The 18,292-nt window shown below is 60.3% G+C and carries 20 protein-coding genes; 14 read left to right on the top strand and 6 right to left on the bottom strand.

The genetic code is table 11. The features are described 5' to 3' along the window. The first annotated feature begins 175 nt into the window (after positions 1-175). Entirely contained in the window at positions 176-892 is a 717-nt protein-coding gene (locus ACI2KA_RS03480; RefSeq protein ID WP_404499251.1) for a 2'-5' RNA ligase family protein, read from the top strand. A 199-nt stretch (positions 893-1,091) separates the two neighbouring features. Here ACI2KA_RS03480 and ACI2KA_RS03475 read toward each other — a convergent pair whose 3' ends face one another. Continuing rightward, the gene (locus ACI2KA_RS03475; RefSeq protein ID WP_003503889.1) at positions 1,092-1,259 is read right to left on the bottom strand and encodes a hypothetical protein; all 168 of its coding nucleotides are present in this window, start codon (positions 1,257-1,259) and stop codon (positions 1,092-1,094) included. Between the two features lie 235 nt (positions 1,260-1,494). Here ACI2KA_RS03475 and ACI2KA_RS03470 point away from each other — a divergent pair, with 235 nt between their 5' ends. The 3 genes from ACI2KA_RS03470 to ACI2KA_RS03460 all read left to right on the top strand — a co-directional run bounded on the left by ACI2KA_RS03470 (position 1,495) and on the right by ACI2KA_RS03460 (position 3,658). Beyond that, positions 1,495-1,842, top strand: coding sequence for an ArsC family reductase (locus ACI2KA_RS03470; RefSeq protein WP_404499249.1), 348 nt, complete (start codon positions 1,495-1,497; stop codon positions 1,840-1,842). An 11-nt stretch (positions 1,843-1,853) separates the two neighbouring features. Further along, positions 1,854-2,330 carry a Cys-tRNA(Pro) deacylase gene (gene ybaK / locus ACI2KA_RS03465; RefSeq protein ID WP_404499248.1) on the top strand — a complete coding sequence of 159 codons (477 nt, stop codon included), beginning with the start codon at positions 1,854-1,856 and terminating at the stop codon, positions 2,328-2,330. A gap of 89 nt (positions 2,331-2,419) precedes the next feature. Continuing rightward, positions 2,420-3,658 carry an aminopeptidase gene (locus ACI2KA_RS03460; RefSeq protein WP_404499246.1) on the top strand — a complete coding sequence of 413 codons (1,239 nt, stop codon included), beginning with the start codon at positions 2,420-2,422 and terminating at the stop codon, positions 3,656-3,658. Between the two features lie 5 nt (positions 3,659-3,663). Here ACI2KA_RS03460 and ACI2KA_RS03455 read toward each other — a convergent pair whose 3' ends face one another. Further along, positions 3,664-4,524: an EamA family transporter gene (locus ACI2KA_RS03455; RefSeq protein ID WP_404499244.1), complete on the bottom strand. Its 861-nt coding sequence runs from the start codon at positions 4,522-4,524 to the stop codon at positions 3,664-3,666. Between the two features lie 81 nt (positions 4,525-4,605). Between ACI2KA_RS03455 and ACI2KA_RS03450 the strand changes: the two genes are divergently transcribed. From ACI2KA_RS03450 to ACI2KA_RS03440, 3 genes are all read left to right on the top strand, one after another. Continuing rightward, entirely contained in the window at positions 4,606-5,106 is a 501-nt protein-coding gene (locus tag ACI2KA_RS03450; protein WP_404499242.1) for a MarR family winged helix-turn-helix transcriptional regulator, read from the top strand. Positions 5,107-5,214: 108 nt separating this feature from the next. Continuing rightward, the gene (locus ACI2KA_RS03445; protein WP_404499240.1) at positions 5,215-5,922 is read left to right on the top strand and encodes a FadR/GntR family transcriptional regulator; all 708 of its coding nucleotides are present in this window, start codon (positions 5,215-5,217) and stop codon (positions 5,920-5,922) included. A 51-nt stretch (positions 5,923-5,973) separates the two neighbouring features. Further along, complete coding sequence (locus ACI2KA_RS03440; RefSeq protein WP_404499238.1) at positions 5,974-7,176, top strand: mandelate racemase/muconate lactonizing enzyme family protein; 1,203 nt, start codon at positions 5,974-5,976, stop codon at positions 7,174-7,176. Here the strand turns inward: ACI2KA_RS03440 and xseA are convergent, their stop codons facing one another. Then, positions 7,177-8,775, bottom strand: coding sequence for an exodeoxyribonuclease VII large subunit (xseA, locus tag ACI2KA_RS03435; RefSeq protein ID WP_404499236.1), 1,599 nt, complete (start codon positions 8,773-8,775; stop codon positions 7,177-7,179). It abuts the gene before it with no gap. Between the two features lie 190 nt (positions 8,776-8,965). On the opposite strand from xseA, the gene ACI2KA_RS03430 reads away from it, so the two are divergent. Both ACI2KA_RS03430 and ACI2KA_RS03425 read left to right on the top strand, forming a co-directional pair. Next, positions 8,966-9,208, top strand: coding sequence for a hypothetical protein (locus ACI2KA_RS03430; RefSeq protein WP_404499234.1), 243 nt, complete (start codon positions 8,966-8,968; stop codon positions 9,206-9,208). Positions 9,209-9,220: 12 nt separating this feature from the next. Next, a complete protein-coding gene (locus tag ACI2KA_RS03425) occupies positions 9,221-9,592 on the top strand; it encodes a hypothetical protein (RefSeq protein WP_404499232.1) in 372 nt (123 codons plus the stop codon). Here the strand turns inward: ACI2KA_RS03425 and ACI2KA_RS03420 are convergent. Further along, on the bottom strand, positions 9,589-10,572 hold the full coding sequence (locus tag ACI2KA_RS03420) for a Gfo/Idh/MocA family protein (protein WP_404499230.1): 984 nt from the start codon (positions 10,570-10,572) through the stop codon (positions 9,589-9,591). The two genes, ACI2KA_RS03425 and ACI2KA_RS03420, sit on opposite strands and share 4 nt — an antisense overlap. Before the next feature lie 179 nt (positions 10,573-10,751). Here ACI2KA_RS03420 and ACI2KA_RS03415 point away from each other — a divergent pair, with 179 nt between their 5' ends. The 4 genes from ACI2KA_RS03415 (at position 10,752) to ACI2KA_RS03400 (ending at position 13,800) form a co-directional block, all read left to right on the top strand. After that, the gene (locus tag ACI2KA_RS03415) at positions 10,752-11,312 is read left to right on the top strand and encodes an isochorismatase family protein (protein WP_404499723.1); all 561 of its coding nucleotides are present in this window, start codon (positions 10,752-10,754) and stop codon (positions 11,310-11,312) included. Next, the gene (locus ACI2KA_RS03410; protein WP_404499228.1) at positions 11,312-12,295 is read left to right on the top strand and encodes a GlxA family transcriptional regulator; all 984 of its coding nucleotides are present in this window, start codon (positions 11,312-11,314) and stop codon (positions 12,293-12,295) included. The genes ACI2KA_RS03415 and ACI2KA_RS03410 overlap by 1 nt, the downstream gene beginning before the upstream one ends. Positions 12,296-12,404: 109 nt before the next feature. Next, a complete protein-coding gene (locus ACI2KA_RS03405; protein WP_404499226.1) occupies positions 12,405-13,355 on the top strand; it encodes an aldo/keto reductase in 951 nt (316 codons plus the stop codon). A gap of 1 nt (position 13,356) precedes the next feature. After that, a complete protein-coding gene (locus ACI2KA_RS03400) occupies positions 13,357-13,800 on the top strand; it encodes a GNAT family N-acetyltransferase (protein ID WP_404499224.1) in 444 nt (147 codons plus the stop codon). Here ACI2KA_RS03400 and ACI2KA_RS03395 read toward each other — a convergent pair whose 3' ends face one another. Further along, complete coding sequence (locus ACI2KA_RS03395; protein ID WP_404499222.1) at positions 13,801-14,691, bottom strand: LysR family transcriptional regulator; 891 nt, start codon at positions 14,689-14,691, stop codon at positions 13,801-13,803. Between the two features lie 118 nt (positions 14,692-14,809). Here ACI2KA_RS03395 and ACI2KA_RS03390 point away from each other — a divergent pair, with 118 nt between their 5' ends. Further along, on the top strand, positions 14,810-15,811 hold the full coding sequence (locus tag ACI2KA_RS03390) for an aldo/keto reductase (RefSeq protein WP_404499220.1): 1,002 nt from the start codon (positions 14,810-14,812) through the stop codon (positions 15,809-15,811). 52 nt (positions 15,812-15,863) lie between these two features. Here the strand turns inward: ACI2KA_RS03390 and pheT are convergent, their stop codons facing one another. Beyond that, complete coding sequence (gene pheT / locus ACI2KA_RS03385; RefSeq protein WP_404499219.1) at positions 15,864-18,287, bottom strand: phenylalanine--tRNA ligase subunit beta; 2,424 nt, start codon at positions 18,285-18,287, stop codon at positions 15,864-15,866. Positions 18,288-18,292: the final 5 nt, after the last annotated feature.

The raw sequence follows: 18,292 nt of genomic DNA, 5'->3' as shown, positions 1-18,292 counted from the left end.
TATAGACGCTTTACCAAACTTCATACGGTTTCGCAGGTCCACCTCCTCTTGTTCCGCCATCGGAAAAAAACCAGCTACCTGCTGATCGACACATATGTTCGTTCATCTTTTGTTCTTTTAATTTTCACTTGTGATGATAATATCGCGGCCTTGGCAAAGGCCGTGGAGCATCGTCGTGGGTTTAGAGTTGACGGATGAAGCAGCTTTAAAGCAGCTTTGCCTTGAGGGGCTGGGGCCGCACAAGATGCGCCGGTCCAGTGGACGCTTCAGCAGCAAGGTCCTGGTCGTGCTGAAACCGCCAGCGGCGCTTGCGGAGAGAATCTTTGCCGATGCGTCACACCACGCACAAGGACGGACAAGGCGTGCGGCCTATCCGCCTGAGCTTCTGCATATAACCCTGCTGTGTATCGGATGTTTTGAAACGGTGCCACATGGCTTGACAGGCAGGCTTAAGGCAGCACTTGGGGAAATCAAGGCGCGGCCCGTTCCGGTCACTTTCGATGGAACATCGCTTTTCGGTAACCGTAACAGTCTGGTGCTGCGAAGCAGCCGCGGCATGCCAGAGATCAACGCCTTGTCGAAGATATTGCAGCGGACGCTCTGGCGGGCGAACCTTCCCTACATCGCGGCATCGTCCCTGACGCCACATCTCACCATGATTTACGGCTGCGGGAAAATCGAACCGATGCCGACAGGAAAACCCTATAGCTGGCTGGCCGGCAGTTTCGAACTCATCTTCAGCCATCATGGCGAGACACGGCACGAATCCCTGGGGCGCTTCGCGCTCTCCGCAAAAGCTGACCGCTACGAGCAGCCCGAGAGTCAGCTCTATCTGCCGGAAAAAGTGATCGGTCCGTCGAACCGGCCGAAACAAAGGGCAGCAGCGCAATGAGGTGCGCCCTTGATGGCATGGCATTCCATGCCGAAATTACTCCGCATCCGCCGATTAAGAGCGATGCGGCAACTTTTCTGCGTGAACACGGGACGCTTTTCGGGTCACCCGTACATCCACCGCGCCCGTAGAAAACCGATGCTGGTTTCAATTCCGGGCACAGGCGAGGCGATCCCGCCTCGCTGCAAACGATAGCAGCTTAGAGCTGTACCTTGTCGAAAGCCTTGCCATCGATACCGAGAGCTTCGAGATCGGCGCGGGCGGGCTTGCGATGTGCGCGAACAGCGGCCGAAACCGAGAGCGCTGCACCGAGAACGGCGAAAGTTTCACCGAAGAAGTTACGCGATGTCTTTGCAACCTGACGCATTTTTCTCTCCATCTTTGATGCCCAGATAATGGGCATTTCCGGCCCGTTCTACAACTCATGATGTAGCAGGGAAGCCATGCAGCTTTGCTCGCGCTCGTTTGGATATCAGCCCATGCGATTTTGCATGGCTCAGGCGGCACGCCTCTTGAAACGATGCGAGGCGCTTCGCCGGGCGGGTTGAATAAGGCGGATATTTTGTTATGCCGGAGAGCTTGAAGACAAAGAGGCTGGCAGCATGACCATTACCATTTACGGCATCAAGAACTGCGACACGATGAAGAAGGCCAGAAGCTGGCTGGAAACCCATGGCGTCGATTATTCTTTCCATGACTACAAGACGGCCGGCATCGACCGTGCCCATCTGGAGACGTGGTGCGATGCCGTGGGCTGGGAAACGGTCCTCAACCGAGCCGGCACGACCTTCAAGAAACTCGACGATGCTCGGAAGGCCGATCTTACCCGTGACAAGGCCATCGGATTGATGCTGGAACAGCCCTCGATGATCAAGCGCCCGGTGCTGGACGCCAAGGGCAAGATAACCGTCGGTTTCAAGCCGGAAACCTACCAGACACTTTTTGCCTGACCCAAGCCGCCATGTCCAAAACGACCCGCGCCACCCAGATGCTGACCAAGGCCGGCGTTGCCTTCACCACCGTTACCTACGACTACGATCCGAATGCCGACCGCATCGGCCTGCAGGCGGCCGAGGCGATCGGCGAACCGCCGCATCTGGTGCTGAAGACGCTGATGGCGGAACTGGACGGCAAACCGGTCTGCGTCGTCGTGCCGTCCGACCGTGAAGTCAGCATGAAGAAGCTTGCCGCCGCCTTCGGGGGCAAATCCGCCAGCATGATGAAACCTGCCGATGCGGAGCGGGCAACCGGTTATCATGTCGGCGGCATCAGCCCTTTCGGACAGAAGAAGCAGGTGCCGACGGCCATCGAGGCCGGAGCCTTGGCGCATGACCATGTCTACATGAATGGCGGACAGCGCGGCCTGCAGGTGAGGCTTTCACCCCGCGACGCCCAGGCGGCGCTGAAGGCGATTGTCGCGCCCCTGGTCGCCGACTGAAAGCTCGACGACCGTTTCTGAAAGCATTTGGCTTTCGAAAGGAATGGGCTATGGTCGGCGCCTCCTGTTGAAATAGACGAAGGCAGATCATGACCGCTTCCCCTATCGATCCCGTCAAACTCGAAAAACTGGCCGAAGTTGCCGTCAAGGTCGGCCTGCAATTGCAGAAGGATCAGGATCTGGTGATCACCGCGCCGCTGGCGGCGTTGCCGCTGGTTCGGCTTTTGACCAAACACGCCTATATGGCGGGCAGTGGGCTGGTCACCACCTTCTATTCCGACGAAGAAACCACGCTTTCGCGCTACCGCCACGCCAGCGACGCGAATTTCGACCGGGCTTCCGGCTGGCTTTATGAAGGCATGGCGAAGGCCTATGCCAATGGCGCGGCACGGCTGGCGATTGCCGGCGACAACCCGATGCTGCTGGCCGAGCAGGACCCGGCCAAGGTGGCGCGCGCCAACAAGGCCAATTCCACCGCCTACAAGCCAGCGCTGGAGAAGATTTCCAACTTCGACATCAACTGGAACATCATCTCCTATCCGAACCCCTCCTGGGCGAAACAGGTCTTTCCCGACCTCCCCGAGGACGAGGCCGTTCGCAAGCTTGCCGATGCCATCTTCGCCGCATCACGGGTGGATGTGGCCGATCCGGTCACCGCCTGGGCGCAACACAATGCCAATCTCGCCAAACGCTCGGCATGGCTGAATGGCGAGCGCTTCGCATCGCTGCATTTCACCGGCCCCGGCACGGATGTGACGATCGGGCTGGCGGATGGCCATGAATGGCATGGCGGCGCCTCGGTCGCCAAGAACGGCGTGACCTGCAACCCGAATATTCCGACGGAGGAAGTATTCACCACGCCGCATGCGCTGCGCGTGGATGGCTACGTTTCCAGCACCAAGCCGCTGTCGCATCAGGGAACGCTGATCGACGATATTCAGGTGAGGTTCGAGGGCGGCCGCATTGTCGAAGCCAAGGCTTCGAAGGGCGAAGCGGTGCTGAACAAGGTTCTCGATACAGATGAGGGCGCACGGCGTCTCGGCGAAGTGGCGCTGGTGCCGCATTCCTCGCCGATCTCGGCAAGCGGCATCCTGTTCTACAACACGCTGTTCGATGAAAACGCGTCGTGCCACATCGCACTTGGCCAATGCTACTCGAAATGTTTCCTTGATGGCGCTTCGCTGTCGCAGGACCAGATCAAGGCGCAGGGCGGCAATTCCAGCCTGATCCATATCGACTGGATGATCGGTTCCGATAAGGTGGACATTGATGGCGTGAAGCCGGATGGCTCCACGGTTCCGGTGATGCGCGAGGGCGAGTGGGCCTGACTTACCTATCTCGGCAACTGGCTGCGCTGACTGAGCCAGATGCTGAAGAGCACCGCGACGAAACCCGCGATTTGCGCTGGCGCAAGGCTTTGGCCGAGCGCCAGCCAGCCCAGCAACGTCGCCACGACAGGGCTTAGAAAACCGAGCGACGCGACGGCGGAAGGTTCGATGCGGGCAAGCCCGCGAAACCACAGAAGATAGGTCAGCGCCGCACCAATGAGGCCGAGATAGGCCATGCCGAAAATATTGGCCGCAGTGGGCGACGGCAGGGCTGGTTCCAAGGCATAGGCGACAGGCAGCAGGAGAATTCCGCCCGCCGTCAATTGCCAGGCCGTGAAGGTGAGATTGGAAACCGGCGGGCGCCATTTGCGGGTCAGCACCGTGCCGAAGGCCATGGATACGGCACCGGCAAGGCCTGCGGCAACCCCGATACCGTCCAGCCCCGCACCGGGTGTCAACACCAGAAGCGCCACGCCCGCAATGCCCAATAACCCGGCAACGATGGCGAGCGGCCTGACCGGCACAGCCAGAAACAGCCGGGAAAGGCCAATGACGATGAGCGGCTGCACCGCGCCCACCGTGGCAGCCACGCCGCCCGGCAGCCGATAGGCCGAAACGAAAAGCATCGCCCAGAAAAAAGAGAAATTCAGCGCGCCGAGAATGAAGCTGCGCGGCCACCAGACGCCCTGCGGCAGCTTCCGGACGAGAAGCATCAGCAGGCCGGCCGGCAATGCGCGCAGCATGGCGATGTGAAGGGGATAGCCCTGTGGCAGAAATTCCGTCGTGACGAAATAGGTGGTTCCCCAGATGGCGGGAGCAAGCGCGGTCACCAGCACATCGGCGGCGTAGGTCGTATTTTTCTTCATTTCAAGAATCTCTATATCAAGATAAATTCAGCTTAGTCGATTTTATCTTGACGTCAAGATATCACTTGTTATGCCTTGGTGATGAGCAACGAACCGCTGGACCATGTCGATCATATTCTCGCGCAGTGGCGCAAGGAACGGCCCGATCTCGATGTCGGCCCCATGGGGCTGCTCGGACGCTTGAACCGGCTCAGCACGCATCTCGGCCGCGAGGTTGAAGCAGCACTTCTGAAACACGGCCTTTCCTCTTCCGCTTTCGATGTGCTGGCGACATTGCGACGCGCAGGCGCGCCCTACCGGCTCTCCCCCGGCGATCTTCTGGCCATGACCATGGTAAGTTCCGGCACCATGACAAACCGGATCGACCAGCTGGAAAAAGCCGGGCTGGTGGAGCGCATTCACAATCCGCAGGACCGGCGCAGTGTCTTGATATCGCTGACGGAACACGGCCTGGCCGCTGTCGAGAAGGCCGTCGGCGCACATGTCGAAAACCAGCATCGTCTGGTGGCCGGCCTCAGCGAAGGCGAACGCGCAGCGCTTGACGGCTTGCTGAAGCGCTTTTTGCGGGATTTCGAGGAATAGTCCTTGCGGATCTTGGGGGGTGCAACGGCGTCGACGACTGCACTTGTTTTGGCACAGAAAATCCTATAAGCAATTTCCAATAAACCTGTCCTACAGGTTGGAGGAAAAATGTACAACGCCATCCCGCATGAATCCGGCCTCGTCAGCAGCACGATCGGCGCCATCACCCGCCATATTCGCGAAAACGAGCTCGTCCCCGGCGCGAAGCTGCCCAGTGAGTTGTCGCTCTCGCAACAACTCGGCGTCTCGCGCACCGTCGTTCGCGAGGCCTTCCGGTCCCTGTCGGCGATGCGGCTGATCGACGTCAGCGCCGGCAAGCGCGCCACCGTGGCAACGCTGGATCATGGCGCCATGTCGCTGATGTTCGAGCATGGCATTCACACCGAGCAGATCAATATCCAGCAAATCTACGACGTGCGCCGCACCATCGAAGTCAGAACCGTAACGCTGGCGGCGCTCAGGCGCACGGATGCCGAAGCGCTTACCATCCTTGAGCATGCCAACCATATGGAGCGGGACTTCGGCGACAATGACAGGGTCATGGAGCATGATCTGGCGTTTCACCTTGCCATCGCCAGAGCCTCCAGGAACCCGGTTTTCGAACTCATTCTTGGCGCCTTCCAGAATGTGACGCGCCAGACATGGCCGATCGGCTGGAAAAGCCGGACATCCGACGCGCAGCGCCATACCGCTGTCGAACTGCACGTCGCAATCGGACAGGCCATTGCCGCGGGAGATCCGCAAATCGCCTCGACACTGATGGCGCGGCATTTCGATGAAAGCGTGCATGCGCTTCTGGCAGCCGGCATCGCCTGAGTTTTCAACGCAGTTCCAGACGGAAAAGCCAACCTCTGGAGGAGAGACTTCATGAAAATTACAAAACTCGAGACCGTCCGCGTGGCGGAACGGGCAAACCTGCTCTGGATTCTGGTTCATACGGATGAGGGCATTACCGGGCTGGGCGAAACCTTCTTCGGCGCGGAGACGGTTGAAACCTATGTGCATGAATATATCGCACCGCGCGTCATCGGCCGCGATCCGTTGCAGATCGATCTCCTGGCGCAGGACCTTGTCGGTTATCTCGGCTTCCGCTCATCCGGCGCGGAAGTGCGCGGCAATTCCGCCTTCGATATCGCGCTGTGGGATATTTTCGGCAAGGCCACCAACCAGCCCATCGCCCAGCTGCTCGGCGGTTTCAGCCGCAGGGAAATTCGCACCTACAATACCTGCGCCGGTACGGATTATATCAAGAAGGCGACCGGCCAGCAGACGACCAATTACGGCCTTTCCGACAGCAAGGATTATGACGATCTGAACGGATTCCTGCACCGGGCGGACGAGCTTGCCCATTCGCTGCTGGAGGACGGGATCACCGCCATGAAGATCTGGCCCTTCGATGCGGCGGCGGAAAAGACGCGCGGGCAATATATCTCGATGCCCGACCTGAAAACCGCGCTTGAGCCTTTCGAGAAGATTCGCAAGGCGGTGGGCGACAAGATGGATATCATGGTGGAGTTTCACTCCATGTGGCAGCTTCTGCCCGCCATGCAGATCGCCAGGGCGCTTACCCCTTACCAGACCTTCTGGCATGAAGACCCGATCAAGATGGACAGTCTTTCCAGCCTGACGCGGTATGCCGCCGTTTCGCCGGCACCGATTTCCGCATCGGAAACGCTGGGTTCCCGCTGGGCCTTCCGCGACCTTCTGGAAACGGGTGCGGCAGGCGTGGTGATGCTGGATATCAGCTGGTGCGGCGGGCTTTCGGAAGCACGCAAGATCGCGTCCATGGCGGAGGCCTGGCATCTGCCGGTCGCGCCGCATGATTGCACCGGACCGGTGGTGCTCTGCGCCTCCACGCATCTGTCGCTCAACGCGCCAAACGCGCTGGTGCAGGAAAGCGTGCGCGCTTTTTACAAGACCTGGTATCGCGATCTCGTCACCGCATTGCCGGAGGTGAAAAACGGCATGATCACCGTGCCGCCGGGGGCGGGTCTCGGCATGGAACTGCATCCCGACATCGAAAAGCGCTTCACCGTCAGCCGCCATTTCTCGGATGCGGCATCGATCTGATCAAAACAGGCTGCCCTGATTACCCGGGTCGGAAGAAGCCGGTTTCGCCGGCTTCTTTTTCGGCGCGGCGGCGGCATCCGGGGATGGCCTTCCCTCGCCCGTTGTAATGGCGGAAACGCGGCCGTCGGCAAATTCCATCGACACCACAGCGCCAGAGGCGATGGCGGCGGCACGGGTCAGCGGCCGGTTTTCCTCATCGCGGACAACCGCATAACCGCGCTTGAGCACATTTTTGTAAGACAGCGATTGCAGGATGCGATCATGCGCCGCAAGGCCCGAGCGGTTCTGCGCCATGCGATGCAGCACAGCGGTATCGGCCCGGCGCGCGGCGGTGACGACCCTTTCCTTCTGCCGTTCCAGCTGGCCGAGCAGGCGGGCGGGCAGAGAACGGAGCGCAGAATCGAAGGAATCGACGCGGCCCCTGCCCTGCAACAGCCGGCGCTCCACCAGCGTCTCGGCCCGGTGCAGGCGCTCGTCAATCCTCTGCCTTTGGTGTTTGAGACCGTTCAGCAGCGTTTCCGGCCTGAGGCCCGAAGCGGAACGTTCGAAGGCGCGGCGCTTGTTCAGCGTCGTCATTTCCAGCCCGCGGCCAAGACCGCCCGCAGCCTCGTCAAACCGGCGGCGCGGCAGGGCCAGAAGCTGGTCGAGCGACGGCAGCGCTCGCACCAGCGCCCGCAGGCCCTGACGGCGATTATCCATCTGCCGCAAGACAGAGCCTGACAGACGGGCCGCGAGGCCGGAAAGCTGCGCCTCCAATTCGGCACGCACCGGCACGGCCATTTCGGCAGCGCCCGTCGGTGTCGGAGCGCGGACGTCGGCGGCATAATCGATCAATGTCGTATCGGTCTCGTGTCCTACGGCCGAAATCAGCGGGATTTCGCTTTCGGCTGCGGCGCGCACCACGATTTCGTCGTTGAAGCTCCAGAGATCTTCAAGGCTGCCGCCGCCGCGCGCAACGATCAACACGTCCGGCCGCGCGATTTCACCACCGGGCTGAAGCGCGTTGAAACCGCGAATGGCGTTCGCCACCTCCTCGCCCGAACCTTCGCCCTGCACCTTGACCGGCCAGACGACGACATGGACCGGAAAACGATCCGAAATACGGTGAAGAATATCGCGGATGACCGCGCCTGTCGGCGACGTCACGACACCGATGACGCGCGGCATGAACGGCAGGCGACGCTTGCGTGCGGCATCGAACAGCCCTTCCGCCGCAAGACGACGGCGGCGATCTTCCAGAAGCGCCATCAGCGCGCCGGCGCCCGCCGGTTCGAGACTTTCAATGACGATCTGGTATTTCGAGGAACCGGGAAAAGTGGTGATCTTGCCGGTGGCGACCACTTCCATGCCCTCTTCCGGGCGGAATTTCAGCCGTGAGAACGTGCCTTTCCAGATCACCGCGTCGATACGGGCGCGATCGTCCTTCAACGAAAAATAGGCGTGACCCGAAGAATGCGGGCCGCGATAACCGGAAATTTCGCCGCGCACCCGCACCTGCTCGAAAGCCGTCTCCACCGTGCGCTTGATGGAACCCGACAGTTCGGACACCGAGAACTCGGCAAGATTGCTCAATGCGGCGTGGGAGAAGATATCGCTCATGCCCGTTTCTAACCAAAAGCCGCCGATTCGGAAATGCCGGCGCTCACGGCCCTATTTTAACGTCGATGAAACCATATCCTCAACTAACGAGTTAGGAAAACGGGGAATGGAGGAGAACACAAGGGTTCGTTAGGGAAGACGAGGCTACGTCTTGTCCCATGGCCCGGCAACTAAAGAGGAGGCGGCATCCGTGATTTTTCTTACCGCCACAGTACTCGGCGTATCCGCAGTCGCGTTGCGTTCCGTTTTCGGAATCGTTTTTATCTGCATGATGATTATTGGCGCGTATGGTCTGGCAACGGTGCTTTCTTCCGCCGCCGTACCCCTGATGTCGCTGCTTCTGGCGCTCGCCGGTTATAATTTCGGTGTGGTGGGTATCGTCATCGGCCTTGTCGTGCTGCAACGCCCGCGTTCCACGCAGCCTACGCTTTAAAAGCCCGAGGCCTTGAGATTTCCGCGCATCGCGCTGACCGAGATTTGCGGATTGGCCGTTGATCTTTCCGTGACCTGCCTGCTTATTTTGTATCTCGGTGTCGATCCGCTGGCCGCCCGCCTTCCGGGCGCAGCCGCAGGCGTCACCACGAGTTGGCAGCTGAACCGTTCCGATGGCGGTGAACAGGGCACGCTGAGCGGTTTTCTGAGGAATGCCGTCACGCTCACCTCCCGCCTCGTCGGGGTCGGGCTGTTTATGCTGCTGCAATGGCGCAATCCCCTGGTCCAGCCGCTGATCCCGCTTGTGTTTTCAGCATTCGCGGCGCTGGTGCTGGCGCTTTACGGTTACCGGCGGCTGCAAAAACAGCAACGGGATCAGGATTAAACCGTTTCCCAACCGTCCTTTTGCGCCGCCCGGTAGATGGCGTCGATGAAAAGCTGGTTCTTTCGCGAGCTTTCCAGGGTGACGACGTCGCCCTCGCCCTTCGCCGCCCGGGCAAAGGCCTCCGCCTCCAGCTTGTACTGACGACTGTCCTGAAACCGGAAGATTTGTGACTGGTTATGAGCTTGGTTCGTCAGTTCGATCTCTTCCGCACCCCAGCGATTGGCGTTGAAAGGAGACTTGACCTCTATGTAACCGTCGGTGCCGTGGAAGACCATGAGCTGACGGGCGGCAAGTTGCGTCGCCAGATAAAAGCTCAGTTCGAAACTGCCGAAATCCGCCCTGACGCTGGAATAGATATCGGTGCCGAATTCCCTGTCGCGCTCGACGGTCGCCTGCACGCGCCTGGGCTCGGCGCCGGTGGCAAAACGGGTCACGATCGTCGGGTAGACACCGATATCCGGCAAGGCGCCGCCGCCCAGTTCGGGAATATTGCGCATGTTGCCGGGATCGCGATTGAAATAGCTGAAAGCGCCCTGCACATGTTTGAGCGCGCCGATGGCGCCCGATGCCAGCAATTCCTTCACCTTGGCCCAGACCGGCGCATAGGTGACCATGAAGGCCTCGGACACGATGACGCCGTTGCGGTCGCGTGCGGCGATAAGCGTGTCGATCTCTTCTGCTTTCAGGGCAATCGGCTTTTCGCAGAGTACATGTTTGCCGGCATCCGCCGCCTTGATGGTCCATTCCACATGCTGCGAGGTGGGAAGCGGAATATACACCGCATCGATCACATCCGAAGCCAGCATCTCCTCATAGGAGCCGAAGGCATGGGGCACGGAAAAACGCTCGGCAACCGCGCGCGCCTTGGCATGATCGCGGCTGGCGATGGCGCTGACCACGCAGTTCTGCGCATCCTGTATTGCCGGAATGACGTGATCCTGAGCTATTTTAGCGGTTGAGATTATTCCAAAGCGCAGCATTCCATTCTCCCACTCTGCCATCGAGCAGAAACTTACCACTGTGACACGGCCTGGCAAGCGCGCAGGCGCTTCATGAATGAAGAATGGCCGGATTTGTCCTGCCTTTGTCGGTCCGGTTGCTTTTATCTCCATTCTTAAAGGGAAATTATGATATGCATAACCCAATGGAGAAACCGGAAGTGTCCTCTTCCCATACCGCATTGCTCGTCATCGACGTTCAGGAATCCTTTCGGCACGCCCCTTATTTCGAGGAAAGCGGGCTTGCCGCCTATCTGGAGAAACAGCAGGCATTGATCGACGGCGCCAGAGTTGCAGGGATACCCGTCGTGCAGATTTTCCATGTCGATGGCGACAAGGCCTTCTCGAAAGACAGCGGTTATATCCGCGCGCTGGAGGGTGTGACGATCGTTCCCGACGCGATCTTCCACAAGAACCGCCACTCGGCCTTTGCCGGCACCGGCCTTGAAATCTGGCTGACACAAAGAGGCATCAACCGGCTGATCGTCTCCGGCATCCGCACTGAACAATGCTGCGAAACCACCACCCGACACGCTTCCGATCTCGGCTACGGCGTCGACTACGTCACCGAGGCGACATTGACCTTTCCGATGACACACGCCTCCGGCACGGTGTTCAGTGCCGACGATATCCGCAAACGGACAGAACTGGTGCTGGCCGGCCGCTTCGCGCGCATCGCCACGGTGAACGATGCGCTTGCAGGCCTGAAAGACGCGGCCTGATGGATAAGGGCGGCACGCGCATCATTCCCTTTTATACCCTTGTGCCGCCGCATGCGCTGCTGCTCGACATTGCCGGCCCGCTGCAGGTGATCCGTTATGCCAATGACGAGCAAAGCGACATTTTTTTCGACTGCCGCTATATCGCCGCCAAAGACAGGCAGGAATCGTCGATCGGCCTCGATCTTTGCGGATTGGAGCCCCTGCCTGCCGCGCTCCCGGAAAATGCGTTTCTCCTGATCTCCGGCAGCACCTCCCGTTCCGACAATGAAGTCGAGACTCGGCGGGAACGGCAGGCGCTGGCAGCATGGTTGCGCCATGCCGTACGCCGCGACACGACGGTCATTTCCATCTGTTCCGGGGCGTTACTGGCGGGTGAAGCCGGCCTCTTCGACGGGCGGAGCTGCACGACGCATGCCGATTGCATCGACGCACTGCGACGTCTCGCGCCATTGTCCCAGGTGGCCGAAAACCGACTGTTCGTCGAAGATGGAAACCGCTTTTCAAGCGCGGGAATCTCCACGGGCATCGATCTCATGCTGCATGTGGTTTCGCGGCTGACATCCCCGTCCGTCGCGGCGCGCATTGCCAAGACCATGGTTGTGTATCTGCGGCGCAACGGCAGCGATCCGCAAATTTCGCCCTGGCTGACTGGCCGCAACCATATGCACCCAGCCATTCACCGCGTGCAGGACCGGGTGATGGCCGAGCCGGCCCGTAACTGGTCGCTGGAAGGCCTGGCCGATATCGCGGCCCTCAGCGAAAGGCATCTGTCGCGCCTGTTTCGTGAACATGCCGGCATCAGCGTCATCGACTACGTCAATCTGATGCGGGTCAATTTGGCGCGTGACATTCTCGCAAACAGCCGCCTCGATATGGAAGCCATCGCCGAGCGCGCGGGGTTCGCTTCCGCCCGCCATCTAAGACGGGTGTGGCAACAGCATAACCACTATCCGCCCAGCCATTATCGCGGTCTTCAGGCCTGATTTTCACCGCCTCACTCCGTTGCCTGATGAGTGCCATCAAAGGAATTGAATGGTTATGCCGGTGAGCAGTTGCTAACCTGGGCGCAAAGTCAGCAAGAGGAGCATTCCCGTGCAAAAACGAAGCCTCGGCCGTACCGGCCTCTCCATCGCCCCGATCGTCTTCGGCGGCAACGTGTTCGGCTGGACAGCGGATGAGAAGACTTCCTTTGCCCTGCTCGATGCCTTTTTCGACGCCGGGTTCAACGCCATCGATACGGCGGATGTCTATTCCGCATGGGTGGACGGACATGTGGGTGGCGAGTCCGAGGCGATCATCGGCAAATGGCTGAAACAGTCTGGCGTGAAGCGTGAGGATGCGGTGATCGTCACCAAGGTTGGTTTCGACAATCGCGGCCAGAAGACCGGCCTCAGCGCCAAATGGGTAGCCGAGGCTGTCGACGCTTCGCTGAAGCGGCTGCAAACCGACTATATCGACCTCTATCTCGCCCATAAGCCGGATGTGGACGTGCCGCTGGAAGAGACGCTGGCCGCCTTCGCAAAGCTGAAGGAACAGGGGAAAATCCGCGCCATCGGCTGCTCCAACTACTCTGCGAGCCAGCTTCAGGATGCGCTGGATACGGCTGCGAAGAACAATCTTCCGCGTTACGACGTGCTGCAGCCGGAATATAATCTCTACAACCGCGCGGATTTCGAAGGTCCGCTTGCCGATCTTTGTGTGAAAGAAGAGATTGGCGTCATCAACTACTACAGTCTCGCTGCCGGCTTCCTGACCGGGAAGTACCGCGCCAAGGCCGATACGGAAGGCGTCGCCCGCAGCTATCGGGTGGGTGAGTATGTCAATACGCGCGGCCTTGCCGTTCTGGGGGCAATGGATGCGGTGGCGGTGGAAACCGGCGCCAAACTCGCGGATATCGCGCTGGCATGGCTGTTGCGGAAAAAAGCGGTAACCGCGCCGATTGCCAGCGCCACCAGCCTGTCTCAGCTTGAAAGCTTCAAACGCGCCGTCGACCTGAAGCTGACGGACGAGATGATGAGCCTTCTCGACAAGGCGGGCGCGTGACATGGAGCTCACAATTCGCGACGCACAGCCGGCTGACCGGGCGGAATGGCTGCGCCTCTGGAACGACTATCTCGCCTTTTATGACGTCGATCTTGCCGATGACGTCACCGACCACACCTGGGCGCGTATCCTCGATCCCGCGTCCCGCGTTTCAATGCGTGTCGCCCTGCTTGGCGACAGGATGGCCGGTTTCGCCATCCATCACTTCCACGATTCCACCTGGGTGAAAAACCCCGACTGCTATCTGGAGGATTTGTTCGTCGATGGCGAAATCCGCGGCAAAGGGACCGGACGGGCACTGATGGACGATCTTATCGCCATCTGCAAGGAGAAGGGCTGGTCCCGGCTTTACTGGAACACGGGTGAAGACAACCACCGCGCCCAGAAGCTTTACGACAGCTACGTGAAAAGCGACGGTCATATCCGCTATCGCATCACATTCTGATCATCCGCGAAAGCGGAAGAAATCCACGAAAGCCCTCAGCGCCGGGCGCATCTGCCGGCGCGAGGGGTAATAGATATAAAAGCCGTCGAAGGGTGCGCACCAGTCCTCCAATACGCGGATGAGCCTGCCTTCTCTGATATCGTCCTCGACACGCTGCTCGAAAACAAAGGCAAGCCCTGCGCCGTCGATCGCCGCCCGGCGGATGAGGCTCTGATCCGACAGGATCAGCGGCCCCTGGACATCGACCACCAGCGGCTTGCCGTTTTTCTCCAGTTCCCAGCGATAGATCAGGCCACTGGCGAAACGACGGCGGATGCAGCGATGCCGGATGAGATCCCTGGGATCACGGGGTGGAGAATTTTCCGCAAAATAGGACGGGGAGCCAACAATCGCGCCGCGCCACGCGCCGCTGGCCTTGACCGCAATCATATCCGCATCGAGGTGCTCCCCAAGCCGCAGACCGGCATCGAAACCTTTCGCGACAATGTCCTCGAAGCGGTCATCCGTCGAGATTTCGAGTGAAATATCCGGATAGAGCCCAAGGAACGCGCCCAGCCGGGGTACGATGAGATCCTCGGCGGCCAGTCTCGGCAAGGTGATGCGCAGGGGGCCGGCCGGTCTTCCGCCGTGTTCCGCCAACGTCTCGATGACCGCGCCGATATCGGCAAGCGCCGGTCCCAACGTTTCCAGAAGCCGCCGGCCTTCCTCTGTCGGCGAAACGCTGCGGGTGGTACGATGGAGCAGGCGCAGACCAAGGCTTGCCTCCAGCGACGATACCGCATGACTGACGGCAGAGGGCGCGATGGCCAATTCCGCCGCGGCCTTGCGGAAGCTGCGGCCTTCGGCGACGGCCGCAAGAACGGCCAGCTGGGAAAGTTGCACACGGTTCATTGTTCTAAATAATAGAACAAGCCACGCGGATTTGCAGCGATTATTTTTACTGCCGCCGGACGTTATGTTTTGCCCGTGCCTTTTCCCAGAGGCATCTTCTTCTTAAGAGGACAGTCAGATGAAACATAGAATTCTCGGAAAAAACCTCTCCGTTTCCGCGCTCGGGCTTGGCTGCATGGGCATGAGCCATGCCTATGGCCCTTCGGACGATGAAAGCGGCGCCATCGCCACGCTGCATCGCGCCGTCGAACTTGGGGTCACCCTTTTCGACACGGCCGAAATCTACGGCCCATTCAAAAACGAAATCCTTGTCGGCAAGGCATTGAAGCCGTATCGCGACAAGGTGATCATCGCCACCAAATTCGGTTTCCGCATCGATGCCGGCAAACCTTCCGCGGAGATGATCCAGGGCGTTGACGGTTCGCCCGCAAATGTCCGCGCTGTCGCCGAAGCCTCGCTGAAACGGCTTGGTGTGGATGTCATCGACCTCTATTATCAGCATCGCGTCGACCCCGATGTGCCGGTGGAAGAAACGGTGGGCGCAATGGCCGAGCTGGTGCGGGAAGGCAAGGTGAAGGCCCTTGGCCTTTCAGAGGCGAGTGCGGCAACCATCCGCAAGGCGCATGCCGTTCATCCGATTACCGCCATCCAAAGCGAATATTCGCTGTGGACCCGTGATCCCGAGGAAAATGGCGTGCTGGCGACCTGCCGTGAGCTCGGCATCGGTTTCGTGCCGTTCAGCCCGCTCGGCCGTGGTGCGTTGACGGGCGCGCTGAAGTCGCTCGACGGACTTGCATCCGACGATCTCCGCCGCAGCCTGCCACGCTTCCAAAGCGAAAACTTCGATGCCAATCTGGCGCTCATCCGGCTTCTGGAAGACATGGCGGCCGACAAGGGCGTGACCGCCGGGCAACTGGCGCTCGCCTGGGTTCTGGCGCAGGGCGATTTCATCGTTCCGATCCCCGGCACCACAAAAATCGCCAATCTGGAAAAAAACGTGGCTGCAGCGGATGTCGCGCTGACGGCGGAAGAAGTCGCCAGCCTCGGTGCCCTGCTCTCGCCGGCAAAGGTTGCGGGGGAACGATATCCCGAGCGCATGTCGCAGATGGCCAACCGCTAAAAACAAAAAGCCGCGGCAGTTGCCGCGGCTTCTTTCATTCCTTCAGCTGCCTTCAGGCGCGCAGAACGCCGCCTGTCGACTTCTCGACATTGCCGACGATCTTGGCCGTGAGCGCCTCGAAATCCTCATCGGTCAGGGTCTTGTCGACCGGCTGGATCTGCACCTCGATGGCCACCGACTTGCGGTTTTCGCCAAGCGATGCGCCTTCGAAAATATCGAAGACATTGACGCCGGTGATCAGCTTGCGGTCGGCGCTGGTTGCAGCCTTGATGATGGCGCCCGCTTCCACCGACCTGTCGACCACAAAAGCGAAGTCGCGTTTGACCGCCTGGAAGGGCGAAAGCTCCAGCGCAGGCTTGGTGCGGGTCGCCTTTTTCTTCGGCTCCTGCATGGCGTCGAGGTAAATCTCGAAACCGCTATAGGCGCCTGAAACATCCAATTCGGACAATGTCTTCGGATGGAACTCGCCGAAGTAGCCGAGAACGACCTTCGGCCCCATCTTGATGGTGCCGGAGCGGCCGGGATGATACCAGGCGGGACCACCGGCTTCGATCTGCACATTGGCCATGGGCAGGCCGCAGGCTTCAAGCACCGCAAGCGCATCCGCCTTGGCGTCATAAACATCCACCGGCTTGCCGCCGCCCTTCACAGCATTGGACCACATGCGGCCGCTGCCTGCGAGCGAGGCCGTGCCACGGCGGACGCCGCCGGCGACACGACGCTGCGCGTCCGGCGTATCGCCCTCATAGGTGCCGGAAACCTCGAAGATCGCGACGTCACCATAGCCCTTGTCGGCATTGCGCTGCGCAGCGGTGAGAAGGCCGGGCAGCAATGAGGGCCGCATGTCCGACATATCGGCCGCAATCGGGTTGGCGAGTTTCAACGCCGGCAAACCGCCACCGAACAGCTTCGCCTGCGCTTCCGGAATGAAGGACCACGTGACGGCTTCGAGCATGCCACGGCTTGCCAGGGCACGGCGTGCGGTGCGGGTGCGGATCTGCAACGTGGTCAGGATACGGCCGTTGACGGCCCCAAAACTTTCCAGCGGTTCCGGCTTGATGTTGTCGACGCCATGGATGCGCATGACTTCTTCCACCAGATCGGCCTTGCCGTCGATGTCCGGACGCCAGGACGGAACGGTGACGGAGACGTGCTCGCCCGTTCCCTCGACGCCAAAGCCGAGGCCTTTGAGAATGGCGAGGCTCTCTTGCGCCGAAACCTCCAGACCTGTCAGGCGCTTCACTTCCGCGAGCGGGAAATCCACGACCTTGGGCTGATGGCCCTTGTAGCCGACGACCCTGGCTTCGCCAGCGACGCCACCGCACAGTTCCAGAACCAGCTCGGTGGTGCGTTCCAGGCCCGGAACCATATAGTCCGGATCGACGCCGCGCTCGAAACGATAACGCGCATCGGTGATGATGCCGAGCGAGCGGCCGGTCTTGGCAATGTTGATCGGATCCCAGAGTGCGGATTCGATCAGCACGTCGACGGTGTTGTCGTCGCAGCCGGAATGTTCGCCGCCCATGACCCCGCCGATGGACTCAAGGCCCTTTTCATCGGCGATGACGACATTGTTCGGGCCGAGCTTGTATTCACGCTGGTCGAGCGCAAGAATGGTCTCGCCCTCTTTCGCGCGGCGAACCGTGAGATCGCCCTTGACCTTGGCGGCGTCGAAGACGTGCATCGGCCGGCCCTGATCGAATGTCATGTAGTTGGTGATGTCGACAAGCGCATTGATGGGACGCAGGCCAATCGCCATCAGGCGCTGCTGCATCCATTTCGGGCTCGGGCCGTTCTTGACGCCGCGCACGATGCGTAGCGAAAAGCCGGGGCAGAGCGCCGCATCGTCCAGCTCCAGCTTCACCGTAACCGGGGTTGCGCCTTCGACCTTGAAGGACGGCGCCGGCTTCGTCTTCAGCTTACCGAGACCGGAAGCCGCAAGATCGCGGGCGATGCCGTAAATGGAGGTGCAATCCGGGCGGTTCGGCGTAAGGTTGATCTCGATGACCGGATCGTCGAGACCGGCATAGGTGGCGAAAGACGTGCCGACAGGGGCATCCTGCGGCAGGTCGATGATGCCGTCATGGTCATCGGAAATGTTGAGCTCCTTTTCGGAGCACATCATGCCATGGCTTTCGACGCCGCGGATCTTGCCGACGGCGAGCGTCACATCGATGCCCGGAACATAGGTGCCCGGACGCGCCAGCGCGCCGACGAGACCCGCACGCGCATTCGGCGCGCCGCAGACGATCTGCACCGGCTTGCCGTCACCGGCATCCACCATCAGAACCTTGAGACGGTCAGCCTCGGGGTGTTTTTCGGCGGAAACCACCTTGGCGATCGTGAACGGCTTATAGGCCGACTTGTCATCAACATCCTCGACCTCGAGGCCAATCGCCGTCAGCCGCTCGCAAATCTCATCCAGCGTCGCATCCGTATCGAGATGCTCCTTCAGCCAGGAAAGAGTGAATTTCATGTCTT

Source organism: Agrobacterium sp. NPDC089420 (assembly GCF_044900305.1).
GTDB lineage: Bacteria > Pseudomonadota > Alphaproteobacteria > Rhizobiales > Rhizobiaceae > Agrobacterium.
This window is presented reverse-complemented; position numbering and strand designations above follow the sequence as displayed.